The sequence below is a fragment of the Pengzhenrongella sp. genome (assembly GCF_036565025.1).
Lineage (GTDB): Bacteria > Actinomycetota > Actinomycetes > Actinomycetales > Cellulomonadaceae > Pengzhenrongella.
Genome location: NZ_DATCNW010000045.1, coordinates 1 through 17,527 on the forward strand (window position 1 = coordinate 1; position 17,527 = coordinate 17,527).

Annotated in this window: 15 protein-coding genes and 2 pseudogenes; 9 read left to right on the top strand and 8 right to left on the bottom strand. The window is 69.8% G+C overall.

Annotated elements, in window-relative coordinates; translation table 11 throughout:
• The 6 genes and pseudogenes from VIM26_RS02265 to VIM26_RS02285 all read left to right on the top strand — a co-directional run.
• Positions 1 to 740 (top strand): annotated as a pseudogene (locus VIM26_RS02265) (beta-galactosidase small subunit); the annotation flags it as partial.
• Positions 741 to 908: 168 nt separating this feature from the next.
• A complete protein-coding gene (locus VIM26_RS02270) occupies positions 909 to 1,487 on the top strand; it encodes an IS607 family transposase (protein WP_331948696.1) in 579 nt (192 codons plus the stop codon).
• A pseudogene (locus VIM26_RS26965) lies at positions 1,484 to 1,555 on the top strand (hypothetical protein); the annotation flags it as partial. The gene VIM26_RS02270 and the pseudogene VIM26_RS26965, both read left to right, overlap by 4 nt.
• Positions 1,556 to 1,902: 347 nt before the next feature.
• On the top strand, positions 1,903 to 2,826 hold the full coding sequence (locus VIM26_RS02275) for an RNA-guided endonuclease TnpB family protein (RefSeq protein WP_331948710.1): 924 nt from the start codon (positions 1,903 to 1,905) through the stop codon (positions 2,824 to 2,826).
• Positions 2,827 to 2,859: 33 nt separating this feature from the next.
• A complete protein-coding gene (locus VIM26_RS02280; RefSeq protein WP_331948697.1) occupies positions 2,860 to 3,522 on the top strand; it encodes an SDR family oxidoreductase in 663 nt (220 codons plus the stop codon).
• Between the two features lie 11 nt (positions 3,523 to 3,533).
• Positions 3,534 to 3,728, top strand: coding sequence for a hypothetical protein (locus VIM26_RS02285; protein WP_331948698.1), 195 nt, complete (start codon positions 3,534 to 3,536; stop codon positions 3,726 to 3,728).
• Positions 3,729 to 3,756: 28 nt separating this feature from the next.
• Here the strand turns inward: VIM26_RS02285 and VIM26_RS02290 are convergent, their stop codons facing one another.
• The 6 genes from VIM26_RS02290 to VIM26_RS02315 form a co-directional block, all read right to left on the bottom strand.
• Positions 3,757 to 4,995 (bottom strand): ABC transporter permease, encoded by a 1,239-nt coding sequence (locus tag VIM26_RS02290; RefSeq protein ID WP_331948699.1) that lies wholly within the window; start codon positions 4,993 to 4,995, stop codon positions 3,757 to 3,759.
• 2 nt (positions 4,996 to 4,997) lie between these two features.
• Positions 4,998 to 5,930: an ATP-binding cassette domain-containing protein gene (locus VIM26_RS02295; protein ID WP_331948700.1), complete on the bottom strand. Its 933-nt coding sequence runs from the start codon at positions 5,928 to 5,930 to the stop codon at positions 4,998 to 5,000.
• Positions 5,931 to 6,095: 165 nt separating this feature from the next.
• Positions 6,096 to 6,872, bottom strand: a complete 777-nt coding sequence (locus tag VIM26_RS02300) for a class I SAM-dependent methyltransferase (RefSeq protein ID WP_331948701.1) — start codon at positions 6,870 to 6,872, stop codon at positions 6,096 to 6,098.
• Between the two features lie 132 nt (positions 6,873 to 7,004).
• Positions 7,005 to 7,493 carry a Rieske (2Fe-2S) protein gene (locus VIM26_RS02305; protein WP_331948702.1) on the bottom strand — a complete coding sequence of 163 codons (489 nt, stop codon included), beginning with the start codon at positions 7,491 to 7,493 and terminating at the stop codon, positions 7,005 to 7,007.
• A 1-nt stretch (position 7,494) separates the two neighbouring features.
• Entirely contained in the window at positions 7,495 to 8,067 is a 573-nt protein-coding gene (locus VIM26_RS02310) for a DUF6529 family protein (RefSeq protein WP_331948703.1), read from the bottom strand.
• The gene (locus VIM26_RS02315) at positions 8,064 to 10,085 is read right to left on the bottom strand and encodes a hypothetical protein (RefSeq protein WP_331948704.1); all 2,022 of its coding nucleotides are present in this window, start codon (positions 10,083 to 10,085) and stop codon (positions 8,064 to 8,066) included. The genes VIM26_RS02310 and VIM26_RS02315 overlap by 4 nt, the downstream gene beginning before the upstream one ends.
• Positions 10,086 to 10,328: 243 nt before the next feature.
• On the opposite strand from VIM26_RS02315, the gene VIM26_RS02320 reads away from it, so the two are divergent.
• Both VIM26_RS02320 and malQ read left to right on the top strand, forming a co-directional pair.
• Complete coding sequence (locus tag VIM26_RS02320) at positions 10,329 to 11,315, top strand: magnesium transporter CorA family protein (RefSeq protein ID WP_331948705.1); 987 nt, start codon at positions 10,329 to 10,331, stop codon at positions 11,313 to 11,315.
• A gap of 383 nt (positions 11,316 to 11,698) precedes the next feature.
• Positions 11,699 to 13,213 carry a 4-alpha-glucanotransferase gene (malQ, locus tag VIM26_RS02325; protein WP_331948706.1) on the top strand — a complete coding sequence of 505 codons (1,515 nt, stop codon included), beginning with the start codon at positions 11,699 to 11,701 and terminating at the stop codon, positions 13,211 to 13,213.
• 18 nt (positions 13,214 to 13,231) lie between these two features.
• Here malQ and VIM26_RS02330 read toward each other — a convergent pair whose 3' ends face one another.
• On the bottom strand, positions 13,232 to 14,122 hold the full coding sequence (locus tag VIM26_RS02330) for an EamA family transporter (RefSeq protein WP_331948707.1): 891 nt from the start codon (positions 14,120 to 14,122) through the stop codon (positions 13,232 to 13,234).
• An 89-nt stretch (positions 14,123 to 14,211) separates the two neighbouring features.
• Between VIM26_RS02330 and VIM26_RS02335 the strand changes: the two genes are divergently transcribed.
• On the top strand, positions 14,212 to 15,111 hold the full coding sequence (locus VIM26_RS02335) for a LysR family transcriptional regulator (RefSeq protein WP_331948708.1): 900 nt from the start codon (positions 14,212 to 14,214) through the stop codon (positions 15,109 to 15,111).
• A gap of 124 nt (positions 15,112 to 15,235) precedes the next feature.
• On the opposite strand, the gene VIM26_RS02340 is transcribed toward VIM26_RS02335, so the two are convergent.
• Positions 15,236 to 16,969, bottom strand: coding sequence for an HNH endonuclease signature motif containing protein (locus VIM26_RS02340; RefSeq protein ID WP_331948709.1), 1,734 nt, complete (start codon positions 16,967 to 16,969; stop codon positions 15,236 to 15,238).
• Positions 16,970 to 17,527 lie beyond the last annotated feature (558 nt).

Genomic DNA, 17,527 nt, shown 5'->3' on the forward strand with positions numbered 1-17,527 from the left:
TGGAGACCGTGCCCGCCCGGCTCGACCTGTGGCGGGCGCCGACGGACAACGACGAGGCGATGTACGGACCGAACGTGGCCGGCACCTGGCGCAGCCTCGGGCTGGATCGCACCCGCGCGAAGGTGGTCGGGCTCGGTGCCGAGGGCGACGCACTGCGCGTGACGACCGTCGTGATGGCCGCGGGCACGGCCACCGGGATGCGTGCCGAGTTCGTCTGGCGCGCGACCGACGGCGGGGTCCGGCTCGAGGTGAGCACCACGCCGCTCGGGGTGTGGCCGGTCACCGTGCCGCGCGTCGGGGTGCTGCTCGGGGTCCGCGCCGACCTGGACGCGGTGGCCTGGTTCGGGTCCGGTCCCGGCGAGGCGTACGCGGACTCGGCGCGCGCGGCCTGGGTCGGTCTGCACGCCCGGACCGTCGCCGCCCTGCAGACGCCGTATCTGATGCCCCAGGAGAACGGGAACCGGCGCGGCGTGCGGTGGGCCGAGCTCTCCGGCCCGTCCGGTGCCCGACTGCGGGTGGACGCGGACAGCACGGTCGACCTCTCGGCGCGGCGCTGGACCAGCCAGGACCTCGCCGCAGCCAAGCACCCGACCGACCTGGTCGCGGGCGACATGCTGTGGCTCAACCTGGACCACGCGCAGGACGGGCTCGGCAGCGCGTCCTGCGGGCCGGGCGTGCTGCCCCAGCACCGCCTGCGGGCCGTACCGACGACGTTCGGCGTCACGCTCACCGCCGGGTGAGACAGCGCCGCCCGACGTGACCATCCTCCGGGTGGCTCGTCGGGCGGCCGAGTCGTTGACGTCCGACCGTGCAGGTTGACACGCTGAGCGGGGATGGCGCGATCGATATTGGGGGTCGCATCTGTTGGCCTTTGGGCGCCAGATAGCGCTAGTGGGCGTGAGATCGGTGTGAACTTGAAGGAGTGGGCCGGGCGCCAGGGCGTGTCGTGTGCGACTGCCCGTGCGTGGTTCCGCGCGGGCAAGCTCCCCGTCGCTGCCCGGAAGGTCGGGGGCCTTGTCCTGATCGGCGAGCCCGTCACTGCGGAGCAGGGCACTGGGCAGACCGTGGTGTATGCCCGGGTGTCGTCTGCTGAGCAGCGGCCCGACCTGGACCGGCAGGTCGCCCGGGTCACCGAATGGTCCACCGGGCAGCACCTGAACGTGGATCGGGTGGTCACCGAGGTCGGGTCAGCGTTCAACGGGCACCGCCGCGAGTTCTTGGCCCTGCTGGCAGATCCGACGGTGTCGACGAGCGTGGTCGCCCGCCGGGACCGGTTCGCCAGGTTCGGTGCGCAGGACGTGCAGGCCGCGATGTCGGCGTCGGGTCGTAGGTTGTTGGTCGTGGACCCGGCCGAGGTGGACGACGACCTGGTGGGTGACGTCACAGAGATCCTGACGTCACTGTGTGCGCGTGCGTATGGGCGCAGGGCGGCGGCAGACCGGGCCGCGCGGGCCGTCGCGGCTGGGACGGCCGATGAGTCGTCATGACCCTGCTCGCTGTCCGGGTCGCCCTGGCCCCGACCCCATCACAGGACCGTGCCCTGCGTTCGCACGCCGGCGCCGCGCGGGTCGCGTTCAACTGGGGGCTGGGGAGGGTCAAGGCGAACCTGTCGCAGCGTGCGGCGGAGAAGTCCTACGCCATCGCCGACACTGACTTGACCCCGTACGTCGACTGGTCGTCCTACGGGCTACGTAAGGCATGGAACGCCGCCAAGGCCGCGGTGGCGCCGTGGTGGGCCGAGAACTCGAAAGAGGCCTACGCGACCGGCCTGGAGCGCCTCGCACGGGCGCTGAAGAACTGGTCGGCATCCAGGCGCGTACAGCGTAAGGGCGCCAAGGTCGGGTTTCCACGTTTCCGGTCCAAACAAAAGGCTGTGCCCTCTGTTCGGTTCACCACGGCGCGATCCGGGCGACCGGCGCCACTGCGACCCTGCCGGTACTTGGCCAGATCAAGTTGCACGAGGACGTCAGCGCCCGCCTGGCCGGTGCCCGCATCCTGTCTGCAACGGTGCGGTTCGAGCGCGGCCGATGGTTCGTCTCGTTCACGGTCGAGCAGGACGTTCAGCGTCCTCGGGCGACCAGGCCAGGCGACGTGATCGGCATCGACCTGGGGATCAAGACCCTTGCGGTGCTCTCGGACGGGACCGAGATCCCCAACCCCAGGCACCTGGGCGCGGCGCTGCGCAAGGTGCGCCGCGCGGCCCGCACGGTGTCCCGCCGGCAGGGGCCGGACCGGCGCACCGGGCAGCGCCCCTCGAACCGCTGGCGGCGCGCAAGTGCCCGGTTGGGCGGGCTACACGCCCGGGTCGCTGACGTCCGAACGGACTCGATCCACAAGCTGACCACCAACGTCGCCCGCACCTACGCCGCGGTGGTGATCGAGGACCTGAATGTCGCCGGGATGGTCAAGAACCGGCGACTGGCCCGGTCTGTCGCCGACGCCTCCTTCGGCGAGATCCGACGCCAGCTCGCTTACAAGATCGAATGGCACGGCGGCACTCTCGTGGTCGCCGATCGCTGGTTCGCCAGCAGCAAGACCTGTTCGGAGTGTGGTGCGGTGAGAGCCAAGCTCACCCTCTCCGAGCGCACCTACGTGTGCGACGTCTGCGCGATGACCATGGATCGAGACGTCAACGCTGCGCTGAACCTGGCGCAGTACGGCAGGAATCAACTCAGGATCGCCGCGAGTGGCGCGGAGATCGAAAACGGACGTGGAGCCGACCGTAAGACCGGGCCTGCCCGGCAGGTGGCCGTGAAGCGTCAACCCGGCACCGCACCAGCGGGTCAGACCGGGACCGTCCCCTCGCAAGACGGGACTGCGGCATGAACGCTATCCAGCGCTCAGCCGCAACGGCTTGCCATGATCCTTGTCGGGGCGACCGGCGAGCTGGGTGGTCGCGTCGTCCGGCAGCTTCTGGGGCGCGGCGCGGCGGTCCATTGCCTGGTGCGTCCGCGGACCGCCGACGGGAACCTGACCGCGCTCGGTGCCCAGATCGCTCGTGGGGATCTCACGAATGTCGCGAGCCTGCGTCTTGCGTGCGCCGGGGTGGACACGGTGGTGTCGACCGCGACCGCGATCACGAGGCTTTTGACCGGGGACGGCGGGCCGTCGATCAGGGAGGTCGACGGCGTCGGCATGGCGGCCCTGGTCGACATCGCTCAGGCGGCGGGTGCCACCCGTTTCGTCTACCTGTCCTATGCCGGCGTCGATGCCGGACTCGGCTTTCCGCTCGAACGCGCCAAGCTCGCGACCGAGCTCCGGCTGCGCGCGTCGTCGATGCGGGTGACCATCGTCCGGCCCGCCGCGTATCAGGAGATCCACTTCGGTCCGGTGGGGCGCTTCGACCTGGTGGCCGGCAAGGTCGCGGTGATCGGCCGGGGAGCACTGACGACGTCGCCGCGCTCGTCGCGCTCGTCGCGCTCGAGCCGGAGGCGCCGAGCCTCATCGAGCTCGGGGGACCCGAAGCGATCAGCCGCAACGAGGCGATCGCCGTCGCCGAGCGAGCCATCGGCCGCAAGCTGACGCGCCAGGCGATGCCGCTGTCGCTCGCGCGGTTCGGAATGCAGGTGCTGGACGCGGTCAACCCGCCGCTGGCGTCCGTCTTCGGCACCGGGGTCCTGCTGGACACGCTCGCGCCACGCGCCGACGACGCTCCGCTGCGCGAGCGAGGGATCGAGCCTCGATCGGCCACGGAATTCATTCAGGAGCAGGCGCGATCTCTCGGGTAAGGCTCGGCCTCGGTACTCGCGTCGCCGGCTACCGCTGAGGCAGCGGGTCGCGGCGTCGGCGCAGGGCATTTCGCAGGGAGAGCCGCTTGGAGTACTCGATCGAGCCGTAGCGGAAGAGGTGGACCGCCAGGCGCAGCGCGAGGAAGCCGAACCCGAAGAGCTCCACGATGACGATGCCCGCCTCCGGCAACGACAGGGAGCCGAATCCGTTGCGGAGCATGCCCGTCACCGGTGCGGTGTAGGGGAAGTACGTGAAGATCTGCACGATCAATGAACTGGGGTCGCTGACGACGAGGCTGACGACGTAGAACGGCATGAAGATCAGGATCATCAGCGGCGCGAAGAAGTTGCCGGCCTCCTTGACCGTCGGGACGACGGCGCCGATCGCCACCAGCGAGCCCGTGAACAGGATGAAGCCCCCCACGAGGAGCAGCGCTCCGACGATGACCGACTCTGGTTCCAGGCGCAGGTGGGCCAGGTCGACGTCCGGCAGGTTCAGGTTCGGGCGGAAGAACACGTACCCGATGAGCACGGGCAGGGCGAACGTGAGCATCTGGACCAGTCCCACCAGGAACAGCGAGATGACCTTTCCCACGATCAAGGTCGTCGGATTCATCGTGGTCAGGATCATCTCGGTGACCCTGTTCTCCTTCTCCTCCAGGGTGCTGTTCAACATCTGGTTCCCGAGCATGATGATGGACACGTAGAAGAGCACCAGGAAGAGCAGCGGTGGGATGACGGCGTCCAAGCCGCCGGCGAGCGAACCGTCCTTGTAGGTGTGCGACGTGATCGTCACCTTGCCCTGGGCCACCGCGGTCAGCTGGGGGGAGCCGATCTTCTGTTGGGCGGCGGTGACGAGGATCTGCCTCGCGACGGCCTCGTAGGTTCCGTTCTGGAAGATCCCCTTGTCGGTGCCGTAGACGGCGACCGGCTCCTTTGACGGGTCGGCCGGGAAGGCAAAATATGCGGTCAGCGTGCCGTCCTTGACCGCCGCGATGTCGTGGGTACGGTCGGTCGTCCGGGTTCCGCCGAAGGTCGCCGCGACCGCATCGGTGACAAGACCGGAGTCGTCGGTGAACGTGAACGTCAGGTGCGCGTTCTTCTGTGCCTGGGTGGTCAGGTCCGAGGTCCTGCTGCTCAGGATCACCAGGGCGAACACGACGGCGAGTGCGAGCGGGATGGCGAGCGCGGCGAGCCAGAACCGTTTCTTGGTCACGACCCGCAGGAACTCGAAACCGATGACCGTGCTGAGATTGTGCTGCGCCACGCTCACACCCCCGCCCGGTCGTTCTGCGTCCCGTACACCCGCAGGAAGATGTCCTCCAACGAGGTGCGCGCGGGCACGAAGCTGTGGACCGCGACGCCTTGCTGGACGATCTCGCGCAGGATCGCCGCGGCGTCTGCCCCGGCCCGCGGGGACAGGTCGGCCTGGTTGCCCTCCGACGCGACGACGTCGAACAGGTCGGAGTCGGGGAGGCGGCCGGTGAACTGCACCCGAAGCACCGTTCCGCCGTACTGGTCCTGGACCTGCTCGACGGTCCCGTACGCCTCGGCGACGCCGTCCTTGAGGAGGATGACCCGGTCGCACAGGCGCTCCACCTCCTCCATCTGGTGGGTCACCATGATCACGGTCGCGCCGGACCGCTTCTGCTCCTCGATGATGTCCATCAGCAGCCGGCGGTTGACCGGGTCGAAACCCTGGGTCGGCTCGTCCAGGATCAGCAGGGCGGGGTTGTTCATGATGGTGACGCCCAGCTGGATCTTCTGCTGCTGTCCGCCGGAGAGCTTGTCCAGCCGCGTGTTGGCCTTGTCTGCCAGCGCGACCCGATCGAGGTAGGCGCGCGACCAGGTCTCGGCGTCCTTCCTGCTCAGGCCCTTGAGCCGCCCGAAGTACACCATGACGGCCAGCACGGACTCCTTCTTGTAGAGTCCCCGTTCCTCGGGCAGGTAGCCGAGGCTGGCGCCATCCCTGGGCTCGAAGTCCTTCCCCCCGATGTGCAGGGTTCCCGCCGTCGGCCGGTAGATGCCCAGCAGGGCTCGCAGGGTGGTCGTCTTGCCCGACCCGTTGCTCCCCAGAAAGCCGAACGTCTCCCCGGCAAACACGTCGAACGACAGGTCACGAATCACGCGCTGGTTCCCGAAGTCCATGCGGAAGTCCCGGATGTGCACCAGCGGCTCGCCCACGTCGATACCGACCCCCATGAAGGCCAAGGTAGACCCGATGGTCGCGCCGGACCGGGGACGCGTCGATCAGCAGGTGAGTGAAACCTGAGCAGGGATCGCACGGAGGAGGCGAGGCGAGGCGAGGGGGCGAAAGTCATCATTCTATCTTTCGCAATTCCCGTCTGGGGGTGGATTCGCGCACGGCTAGCCGGGACCGTCCTTGACCAACCACGCGCTCAGATATCGCTTCTGCCCGCTCTCGAACTCGGCGAAGTTCTTCGTCCCCTCGAGCCCCGCAAACCCCCGGAACACGCGGTGGAACGCGCGGGGGATCCAGGCGTCCATCAGCGCGATCTTTCGCTCGTTGTCAACGCGCAGCGCTAACAGCACGTTCGCCGTGATGTCCCGCAGCTCGCGGAGCCGCAACCCGCTCTCCTCGAGCTGGCGACCGACGGCATCGACCTTGTCGCGGTCGCGCAGGTCCGCCCACAGGAAGTCACCACCGGGCCGGAGCACCCGGGAGACCTCAGCGAGGAACGCTTCCATCGAGGCGTAGCAGTGCGAGGACTCGATGTTGGTCACGGCGTCGAAGGACCCGTCCGGGAACGGCATCGCCTGGGCGTCGCCGACCACGAACGACAGCCCGGGCGCCGCCCGCGTCGCCTGGCACAGGGCCACCGCCGCTCGGGAGAAGTCGAGTCCGGTCACCGAGCGCGGCCCGAGATACCGGCTCACGTATGACGCTCCGCCGCCACGCCCGCAGCCGACCTCGAGCACGTCCTTGCCGGCCAGCTCGGCCCCGGCCACCGCATGCCGGTACAGCGCGATGCACGAGCGGTCTGCCTCGTCTCGCCGCTCCAGCACGAGCAGGGCGTCGTCGGGCGCGCGCGATGCGTAGCCGTAGTTCATGAACGACCACTCGGGCCGGCGGACCCGGGCCGCGAGCACCTCATAGATGGCCCGCCAGACGACCTGCCGCATGCGCGCTCCAAGGAACAAATCGCCGATCAGGGCTCGTCCGTCAGGTCGTCAGCGACGCCAGCAGCGCGCCGGCCGCCGCGGCGGCGCAGGCCAGCCAGATGAGGGTCGGCAGGCGGTTGATCAGGGTCTTCTTCATCCGCGCACCACCTCATCGCCCTGCACGACGACGGCGACCGCCGCCAACGGTGCCTGCGCCGGCCCGTGGACCACCGCTCCGGTCTCCGCGTTGTACTGGCTGCCATGACACGGGCAGCTGATCACCCCGTCCCGCACCTCGGACACCAGGCAGCCCAGGTGCGTGCACACCGCCGTGAAGCAGTGCACCGTGTCGCCGCTGCGCGTCAGCACCAGCTTGGCGTCCTGCAGCACCAGCCCGCCGTTGTCGGGGATCTTGCTCAGCGCCACGAGGCCGCCGGCGCCGGTGGTCTCGCCGGTGGCCTCGCCATAGCCGCTGCCGGACTTGCCAGAGGACCCCGATGCCGAATTCACGGCCCTGATCGGTTTCGGGCCGAACTCGGTGAAGCCGACGTAGCCCGCGGTGCCGGCCACGACCACCACCCCGAGACCTTGCAGCAACTCACGCCGGCTTCGGTTGCCGGCAGCCTGCTCGTCGTCGGCCATCTCAGTACCTCGCGAACCCGGATTGGGTGAAGAACCAGAACGCCGCGGAGAACCAGATCACCGTCAGCAGCCCGGCGACCAGTCCGCCGAGGATCGGTAGCACCGGTCCAGGCAGCCGGGGCAGCCGCAGCGCGAGCATCTTGGCCGCGAACGCCCCGTAGAACAGGCAGCCCGCGATCGAGTGGATGACCGTGCGCGTCGAGGTGGTCGAGAAGCCCAGCGACCAGACGCACTGGAACGCGACCGGCAGGGTCAGCACGAACGCAACGGTGCCCGACGTCCGGTGCACGACGGCGGTCCAGCTCGGCACGCGGGAGACGAACGGCAGCCGCCCCCACATCGCCAACGCGGTGCCGACCTGGACGATGACCAGGCTGGCCGCCGCCGTCGTGAGCCACGCCTTCATCTGCAGGATCCCGCTGAAGCCGAAGGTCAGAAATGCGGCGCCGTTGCCGGGATGGATCCGCGCGTACGCCGCGAGGATCGCGGCGACCGACAGGCCGACCGCGGTGATGACTGCCAACCCCCACCGCTGCGGACGCTGAACGCTCTGCTTCTTCTCGACGGTGCTCACGGTTCCCCCTCGTCGGACCGCCGTGCGTGGTGTCGAGGCGATGGCCTGCGCATGAATCGCCCGGACTCGGTTACCGCTGCGTGCATCCCTGTCGACGGTAGTTGTCGGTCGAGTGCCGGCGATAGTGCTCCGGCGCCTCGCATCGGGGCGGCCGCTCCTAGGACAGCGGGATCCGGCGGATCGCGCCGAGTGGACGGGGGCTCGCAACCAGCTCGTCCAGTGCCTCGTCGTCGGCGCGGTCGACAAGCCCGGCGACCTTGTCGAGCGCCTCGCTGAGGTCCTCCGCGAGCTTGCCGGCGGCCGCAGTGAGCTCGTAGCTCGGCGGGGCGGACGGGTCGATGTCGAGCACCTGTCGGCCCCGTGCGTAGGACACGAGCCACTCGGGCAGGCTGGACAGCAGCGCGCGGTACCGAACCCACCGGTGGTTCTCCCAGCCCGTCGCGGACGGACTGTGCGGTGGATACCGCAGCTGCGTGAACTGCTGCACCATGGCGGCACCCGCGGCGCGCCCCCGGTCGGCCAGGTCGTCGACGGTCGGCCCGTCCATGTTCAGGTTCATCGATCCGGACGATCCGGTCGCGGTAGCCGGGCAGATCGAGGTGCGCGCTGTCATGCCAGTTCCGCGCCGTATTGAATGCCGCGCCCGCGAAGCCTGCGACAGCGCTGACGCCCCGCTCCGGGATGTCGACGTAGGTCGGCAGAATTCCCTCCGAGTTGTTCCGTGCGTACTCGATGTTGTCGTCCTGATTCGTGCTCGGCTGCTGACCCGCCGAGAAGGGGCCGAGGTTGATGTCGAAGGTCGGACGACCGGGCAACGTCGCGTCGAAGAGATGCACCGGAAAATTGCTGCTCAGGCCGCCATCGGTGAACCAATTCATCGCAAAGGCAACCTTCGCGCCCCGCGCCCGGCGATCGACGGTCCACAGCGGGACGGCGGACATGAGCAAGGGGAAGCTGAGCGAGAGCCGGGTCGCCACGATCACCGGAAGGTGCTCAGCCTCGGGCAGCCGCCGGAGCGAGGGTGAGTGTGCCGCGGCGGCCGCGTCCTCGTCGGTCGGCGGGGTCGGGGGTGCCCCGGCCAGGGCTGCCATGACCCTCGCGGGGAACAGCGTGCTCCAGGTCTGCGGGTCGTAGAAGAACTGGCGCGAGGCCATCGGCAGCTCGTACGGGCGTCCCTGGCTCAGGCACGTGCTCACCATCCGCAGATCGATGGACCGGTCCTTCGTGCTGGCCTTGACGCCCGCGACGGCCTCGGCCGCCATCTCCGCGTTGCCGGTCCACAGATGCCCGAAGAGCAGGGGCCCGGTGCCCTGGGGCCGATGTGCCAGGTCGTCGATCTGGTCGGCGAGCCAGTCGGTGAGACCGGGGTTCTCGGGCCCGGTCCCGAGGCCGCGGCAGATGCCGAACAGGTTCCCGGGCACGTCGATCGTCATCTTGCGCACCAGGCGGAGCGCGACCACGATCGACCAGCCGACGGGGATCGCCGCGAGGCCGCTGACGATCAGCAGCGCCCCGGGCAACCCGTCGGCGGTCGCCCCGTAGGCGACCAGCGCGATCCCGGGAGCGACTCCGGCGAGGCTCGCCAGCGGGAACGCCCAGCAGAGCGTGCGGGCGTACCCGACGACTTTGCTCGGTACCGAGGGCGCCCGGTCGGGCGGGTCGCCCGCGGTGGCGTTGAGCATCAGTCGAAGGAGCGGCTTCGTCGAGGCCTGCGGCTGGAAGAGGTTCGCGAGAAACCCGTCCGTCCCGAGCCGTTCGGGCAGCGCGGCCAGCCGGGCGAAGCTGCCCGAAGCGCGCCCGAACTCGGCCGCCGCGCCGAGGGCGGCCGCGATCGCCCCCGCGGACGCGCCGCCGACCCCGCGGAGTCGGTACGTCTTGCCGAGCTCGCTCAGAGCCCGCGGGTACACGACCCCGGAGGTGATCCCGCCCTTCATGACGACGTCGCACTCGGCGGACGGAGCCGGCGGTGTTTTTTCTTCGGCGGACGCCGCCCGGGGTGTGGTGTCGGTGCTCGACATCGGTGCTCTCCTCGATCGAGCCCGACCGGATCGGGCATGGTGGTGCTGGTGAGGGCTGCTCGGGGTGCACGAGCATCGTGTCGTCATGACCTCGGGTACGCATCTCGATACTGCCGGTGTCCTGCGGCTTCGTGCCGCGATCACGAGCGCGTGGACCACACCGACCTTCATCGTTCGCGTTGCGCGACACGCGCGGGGCGCTACTCGGTGGAAGCATGACAAGGGAGAACTCGGAGGTACCCCATGGAGGTGCACGTCATCACGGACGACGGGGTCCGTGCCTGCGAGACGGACGACCTGCCGGTGATCCTCGCCAAGGGGGACCAGGGTCTGGTCTGGGTCGATGTGCCGGTGTGGGACGAAGAGGCGGAGGCTGTCCTGCGCGACATCTTCGGCTTCCACCCGTTGGCGCTGCGGGATTCGCAGGCGCGCAACCGGGTCCCGAAGGTGCACGCCTACTCCGACCACGTCTTCGTGATCGTGCACGCGCCCGAGCGCGGGGAGGTCGGGCACGTGCACTACATCGAGCTCGACCAGTTCATCGGGCCCGGGTACGTGGTGACGGTGCACGGCCCGGTCAACCCGAGCGTGCCGATGGAGGTCGCGCTGACCGACACCGCGGACGTGCTCAGGCGGATCCGGTCCGGCCGGTTCACTCCGCACACCTCGTTCGACCTGTCCCACGCGATCATCTCGTCGCTCACGCGGCGGATGGAGCGGTTCGTGGAGAGCATGACCGAGGAGGTGTGGGAACTCGAGAAGAGGGTCACGGCGGGCCATCTCGGCAACCCGGAGGTGTTCCTCGAGGAGATGTTCCGGGCCCGGCACGGGCTGCTCGCGGTGCGCACGATGGCGGCGCAGGCCCGCGAGATCTACGCCCGGATCGTGACCCTGTCGCGCTTCGTGCCCACCGAGAGCCGCCCGCTGGTGGTCGACCTCGTCGACCAGTTCGAGCGGATCCGCAGCCTGGCCGAGCAGGAGAAGGACTACCTCCAGGGCGTCATCGAGTTCTACAAGACCCGGACAGACACGAAGATGACCATCGCCGCCGAGCGGCTGGCCGTGATCGCGGTGGTCACCCTGCCGATCACCGCACTGGCCTCGGTGATGGGGATGAACGTCATCGTCAACACCCACACGACCCCCTGGCCGCTGGCGTGGCTCCTCATTCTCATGACGACCATGTCCGGCCTGCTGCTCGTGTGGGCCAAGCGCCGAGGCTGGTGGTGACCGCACGGCAGGGCAGCCGCGGAGCGGGCGGGCGCGGAGCGGTCAGGCGGGCGTGCCCAGCCGGAACCGCGCGGCGGTCACTCCGCAGGCGTCGGTAGCGACGTGCGGGAGCAGGGTCGAGCTCGGTGGCGGCCGCGCCCGCGACCGGGACGAGCAGCAGGAGGGCCTCGCCAGCCGTCGGACGGCGACCGGAGCCGAGCACGCGCACCGCGCGACGGGGAGCGAGCGGCCAGAGCGGAAACATCAGGCACCAGCCGAGCCAGTAGACCGCGAACCCGAGGTTCGGCGACGGGCGGTTCCCGACCGGGGGTGAGGACGAGCGGATCGCCCGACGCGACCGACGTCGTCGTTCCGGAGCGCCGGGCGCTGCGAGAATGGCACGCATGACAGCCGCCTCCCCGTTCACCGGCCGCCAGTTCGGTGTCCTCCTGCACCCCTCGAGCCTGTTCGGGCACGACGACGTCGGCACGCTCGGCGCCGAGGCCTACCAGTTCGTCGACTGGCTCGCGAGCACCGGTGCCTCGATCTGGCAGATCCTTCCCCTGACGGCCAACGGGCAGTACGACTCCCCGTACTTCAGCTACTCGACCTTCGCGGGCAACCCGTGGCTGATCGACCTCGCGCGCCTGCACGACGCCGGCCTGCTGCCCGAACCCCGGCTGCACGCCGAGGTCACCGACGCGCGCGTGCCGTTCGCCGACCTCCCGCAGACCAAGCGCCCGCAGCTGCTCGAGGCCGCGCAGGCGTTCCTCGCGGACCCCGAGCACGCGTGGTGGCCCCAGTTCCGCGAGTTCCGGCGCGAGCAGTCCTGGCTCGCCGACACCGCGCACTTCTTCGCGCTCAAGGAGGACTACTCCGACGCGCCGTGGTGGAAGTGGTCCGACGGGCTGCGCACGCGTGAGCGGACGGCGATCAAGGCGTCCAGGCGTGAGCTCGCCGAGCGGATCGCGGTCTGGGAGACGGTCTTCTTCTTCGTCGACCGGCAGTGGTCGGAGCTCAAGACGTACGCGAACGGCAAGGGCATCCGCGTGCTCGGCGACCTGCCGATCTACGTCAACCACGACTCGGCCGACGTCTGGCTGAACCAGGAGCAGTTCGAGCTCGACACCCTCGGCGGCCTGTCCGCGCAGTCGGGCGTGCCGCCGGACTACTTCAGCGTCACCGGCCAGCTCTGGGGGAACCCGCTGTACCGCTGGGCCGAGATGGAGCGGGACGGCTTCACCTGGTGGGTGGAGCGGCTGCGGCGCTGCATCGAGCTGACGGACATCGTGCGCATCGACCACTTCCGCGCGCTCGCCGCGTACTGGGAGGTCCCGGCCGGTGCCGCCGACGCGCGCAGCGGGCGCTGGGTCAAGGGTCCCGGACAGGCGTTCATCGACGTCCTGCGCGACGCGTTCCCGAGCCTGCCCTTCGTCGCGGAGGACCTCGGCACGCTCGACGACGACGTCTACCGGCTCCGCGACGACAACAGCCTGTTCGGGATGCGGATCCTGCAGTTCGGCTTCGACGGGACCGCCGACAACCCGCACCGGCCGCACGCCTTCCCGACGTCGTGCATCGCCTACACGGGCACGCACGACAACGAGCCGGTCGCCGCGTGGTGGTCCGCGATGTCGCCGAAGATGCGCACCGAGGTCGCGCGGTACTACCAGTTCGAGCCCGACGCCGACATCGGGCGCGTGGTGTGGTCGCTGATCGAGGCCGCGCTCGGCTCGAAGGCGGACGTCGCCGTCATCCCCGTCCAGGACCTTCTCGTGCTGGGCGAGGCCGACCGGATGAACGATCCCTCGACGTTCGTCGGGAACTGGTCCTGGCGGATGCCGCCGACGGGCCAGAGTGCCGAGCTCGCCGACTCGCTGCGCAGCCTCGCGGAGCGGTACGGGCGCGTGCACGGCTGAGCCCCTGGCGGGCGCACGTCACGGAGCCTCGGGCGAAAGCGCCGCCGGGCGGTCGTGGCGTGCGCCGGTCCGTTCGGCTCCGACTCCGGCGACAACGACGAAACCGATGCCAAACAAGGGCCCGACTCGAGGCTCCTGATGGAGCACGATCAGGCCGATCAGCAACGCGATCGCCGGTTCCAGGCTCATCAGGGTGCCGAATGCGGCGGTGGTGAGCCGGCGCAGCGCGAGCAGCTCGAAGCTGAACGGGATCACGGGCAGCAGGAGCGCCAGTCCGAGGCCCCAGCCGACCAGCTGCCACGTCAGCGAGCCGGCGGCGGTCGGGGCGGCGACCAGCGTGGCGACCAGTCCGGCGACCGGCATCGAGACGGCCAGGCCCTTCAGTCCCGAGACCTCGTCCCCGACCCGCTGGGTCAGCAGGATGTAGGCCGCCCAGCACGCGCCGGCAGCGAGCGCGAACCCCACGCCGACCAGGTCGACCTCGCCGCGCCATGGTTCGGTCATCAGCAGCACGCCGACGGCGGCCAGCGCGGGCCAGATGAGTCGGCGCGTGCCCTTGCTGTGCGCCACCGCGACCCCCAGCGGCCCGAGGAACTCCAGCGCGCTGGCCATGCCGAGCGGCAACCGCGCGACCGACGCCATGAAGAGCAGCGTCAGTCCCGCAGTGACGATCCCCAGCAGCACGCTCGCCCGCAGGCCCCGGGCGGAGAAGTCGCGCCGGCGCGGACGAACCACGACCAGCAGGATGATGCCGGCCCAGCCGAGCCGGAGCCAGGCGACCCCCGCGGGTCCGATCTGGTCGAAGAGCTCGATCGACACAGCGAGCCCGAGCTGGACGCACAGCATCGACGCCAGCGCGAGGGAGGTGCCGGTGCGGGCGTCGGCGCGGACCCGCGAGTCGCGTGTCAATGTCATTCCTTGAGTAGACGATACGGCAACCATCCGCGTCCACTAGCCAGTTATGGACATACCGTTCACTGATCCTGAATGATGGCTCGATGGATCCACGGCGTCTTGGGCTGCTGCTCGAACTGTCCCGGCGAGGCTCGATGCGCGAGGTCGCCGAGGCCACGGGCGTCGCGACCTCGACGGTGTCCCAGCAGCTCGCCGTGCTGGCCCGGGAGGCGGGCGCGACGCTCATCGAGCCGGACGGGCGTCGGGTCCGGCTCACGCCCGCGGGCAAGCGGCTGGCCGGGCACGCCGTGACGATTCTCGCGGCGATCGAGGCCGCCCAGGCGGATCTCGACCCGTCCGCGGAGGCGTCCGGCACGGTCCGGGTCGCGGCCTTCGCCACGGCGGCGCGCGACGCCCTGCTGCCCGTGGTCCGTGCCCTGCTCAGGGACCATCCGCTGGTGCGCCTGCACATCCACGAGCACGAGCCCGAGGAGTCGTTGAACTTCCTGGCCGCCGATCAGGTCGATCTGGCGCTCACCTACGACTTCAACCTGGCCCCGTTCACCTTTGATCGGGCACTGGTGACCCGGCCGCTGTGGACGACGGAATGGAGCCTCGCGGTACCCGACTCCGGTACCCGGCCGGTGGGTGACTCCCTCGCCACGTTCGCCCATTTCCGCGGCTGGGAATGGGTGGTCAACTCGCGGGGAACCTCGGATACCGACGTGATTCGCACGGTGGCCTCCCTGGCCGGCTTCACCCCGATGATCGGACATCAGGCCGACAGCCTCGAGCTCGTCCAGGACATCGTCGCGGCGGGGCTCGCGGTCGGCCTGCTGCCCACGGCCCGCCCGGTGATCCCCGGCATCGTCCTGCTGCCGCTCACCAGGCCCGACGTCGTCCTGCGCACCTTCGCGGTGACCCGGAGCGGCCGCCAGGACTGGCCCGCGCTCGCGCTCGTCCTGCGACTGCTGATCGAACACGGCGCCGGGGCAAGGGGCTGATCGGTGGGCGGGTTGTCGAGCGGGCGTCCGCTGTGTGGGATTCGACTCTTCTGTGAAGTCCGTGACCTCCGGGGGGCCAGGGTCAGAACGGCAGGGTCAGAACGGCAGGATCAGAACGGCAGGATCAGAACGGAGGCTCGTCGTCCGGTTCTGGTTTCCGGTCCGGCTTCGCTGTGGGCGCGGCCTTGGTTTCCGCGTCCAGCCCTAGCTCTTTCTCGACCTGGGGCAGGTGCTCGTGTCCGGGCAGGGGCTCGGGCACGCAGGTGTAGGTGTGCCCGGTGGGCGTGGTCATGGTGATGGTGCCGTTGTCGTCGCGCTGCAGCGTCAAGCCCGCGTGGGTCTTGATCAGGTGATCGCGACGGCACATCGGCGAAATGTTGTCTGCGGACGTGGCTCCGCCGGTGCCGTCGGGGTTGAACGGCTCGCGGTGGTCGAGGTCGCAGTACCGGGAGTTGACGTGGCAGATCGGGGAAATACAGTACGGGTCGCGGGCACGGATGATCCGCGCGAGGTCGGCCGGCGGGCGGTACGTGGTCTTGCCGACGTCCAGGACGGTGCCGGTCTGCGGGTCGGTGACCAGCCGCCGCCAGGTGCCGTTGGCGGCGAGACGCCGGGCGGTCTGGGCGGTGATGGCGCCGTATCCGGCGAGCTGGGCGGGGTCCTCGTCCAGCCCGAGCAGCGTCGCCAGGGACACTGTGACGTCGATGCGGACCTGTCCCGCGATGCTCCCGATCCACGGCGCCGGGCACCGGCTGGCGCCCGCGCCGCGCACGGCGGGCGACGCGTCAGCCTCGGCTGAACCCGAGGTGGGCGCGGCATCCGCGCCCGCGCCGCCGGTCGCGGCAGCGCCGCAGGGTGCGTCGGAGCCGGTTCGACCGCCCGCTTCGCCGCTCGTACCCGCGTCGCCGCAGGTGTGCGCGTCCTCGCCGAGCAACGTGCCGGCGTAGGCGTCGGCGCGGAGCTGGTCGAATGTGCGGGGGTCCCCGGCGTTCTTGGCCTTGCGGGCGGCGCCGGTCAGGGCGGTGTCGATCGCCGCGGCTACCGCGGCGGGCAGTACGGACCAGATCCCGGCCATTCCGTCCGGGAGGACCTTGGGGTGGCAGACCCGGCGCTCGTCGACGGCGCGCACGACCCGGTCCTCGGCGTCGACGGGGTCGACCGCGATCAGGGCCTTCTGCAAGTCCTTGCGCAACTGGGTCGGGGTCCGCTCACCGGCGCCGGGCAGGACGACCTCTTCGACCTGCTGGGCGACCTGCCACGGGATGTTCTTCAGCGCGGCGATGACGATCTTGGCCTTGCCCCAGTCCAGGTCCCCGGCCTCCAGCGCGTACCCGGTGGCGATCAGCTCGTGCGCGAACAGCCTGCTGGCCTCCAACAGGTCCCGGCCGGTCTGTCGGCACGCGCCGAGCCGGGCGGCGACCTCCTCGCCCGCGACGCACGGTTCGGCGACCGTGATGGGCCAGTCGGGGTTCATCGACGGGCGCCGCGAGAGCACCTCGACCGCGATGAGCTGCTGGGCCTTCGCCCAGGACGCGACCCGCTCCAGGGCGGCGATCTGCTCGACCAGGTCGAAGTCCGGCAGCTCCTCGGAGTCCACCGAGCCGGCCCACTGGGCCAGCGCCGCGGACCCGGGCGCCAGGTCCATCCCCTCGCACAGTCGCGGGTCCTCGTCCGCGCAGCGCGCCAGCGCCTCGAACAACGCCTCCCGCTCCAAGAACTGCTCGACCTCCGCGGCCACGACGGTCGGATCCTCATACCGCGCGTCCTCGGCCGCCCACAAAGCCAACAATTCCGCCGACGGCTCGACAAAGGCCGCGACATGTTCATCGCCATCCCAGCCGAACTCGTCGTCGTACATGTGTTCTATCATACCCGAACAATCGGGAACGTCAATACCTGGACCGCGATTTCTGTGCACAAATTTGGCGGCCGCTGCGGTCTCAGTCAAACGACTCACCACAGAGGCCAACGCGGTCGTCGTCATCTGATTCTGTCGTTGCACTCGGAAGTCTCCTATCCGCCGCATGACGTCCGGAGCCACGAATTGCCGACCCTGTGCGAATTACCGGCCTCATGGTCACCCGTGGCAAGACCGGTTTCAGCACGAACGGTACTCGGGCGGCCAGAAGTCCCAGGGTTCAGCCGAACTGCAGGGTCTTCGGGACGAACCCAAGGGTGTTCAGTCTCTATGGACTGTTTCGACCCTTGGGTTCGCGGGAACTGACGGGATCCTGTTCCTCAATGGCGGTCTGTTGGGCGAATACATGCTGCCCTGCCCCAATGGACGTAACTTAAGGTCCACGCAGGCGGGATCCAGAGGAGGATCCCCGCTCGGGGGCGACTGGCAGGGGGTCCTAAGTTGCGACCATTGGGGCTTGGCGGGTCGGGCCCGGTTGGTTCTCCGCGGCTCGGCCGA

Bases quoted from the DNA above. Each gene is read 5' to 3' on its own strand.
- VIM26_RS02280 (WP_331948697.1), top strand. From the start codon at position 2,860: ATGATCCTTGTCGGGGCGACCGGCGAGCTGGGTGGTCGCGTCGTCCGG.
- VIM26_RS02285 (WP_331948698.1), top strand. From the start codon at position 3,534: ATGCCGCTGTCGCTCGCGCGGTTCGGAATGCAGGTGCTGGACGCGGTC.
- VIM26_RS02295 (WP_331948700.1), bottom strand. From the start codon at position 5,930: ATGGGGGTCGGTATCGACGTGGGCGAGCCGCTGGTGCACATCCGGGAC.
- VIM26_RS02300 (WP_331948701.1), bottom strand. From the start codon at position 6,872: ATGCGGCAGGTCGTCTGGCGGGCCATCTATGAGGTGCTCGCGGCCCGG.
- VIM26_RS02305 (WP_331948702.1), bottom strand. From the start codon at position 7,493: ATGGCCGACGACGAGCAGGCTGCCGGCAACCGAAGCCGGCGTGAGTTG.
- VIM26_RS02315 (WP_331948704.1), bottom strand. From the start codon at position 10,085: ATGTCGAGCACCGACACCACACCCCGGGCGGCGTCCGCCGAAGAAAAA.
- VIM26_RS02320 (WP_331948705.1), top strand. From the start codon at position 10,329: ATGGAGGTGCACGTCATCACGGACGACGGGGTCCGTGCCTGCGAGACG.
- malQ (WP_331948706.1), top strand. From the start codon at position 11,699: ATGACAGCCGCCTCCCCGTTCACCGGCCGCCAGTTCGGTGTCCTCCTG.
- VIM26_RS02335 (WP_331948708.1), top strand. From the start codon at position 14,212: ATGGATCCACGGCGTCTTGGGCTGCTGCTCGAACTGTCCCGGCGAGGC.
- VIM26_RS02340 (WP_331948709.1), bottom strand. From the start codon at position 16,969: ATGTACGACGACGAGTTCGGCTGGGATGGCGATGAACATGTCGCGGCC.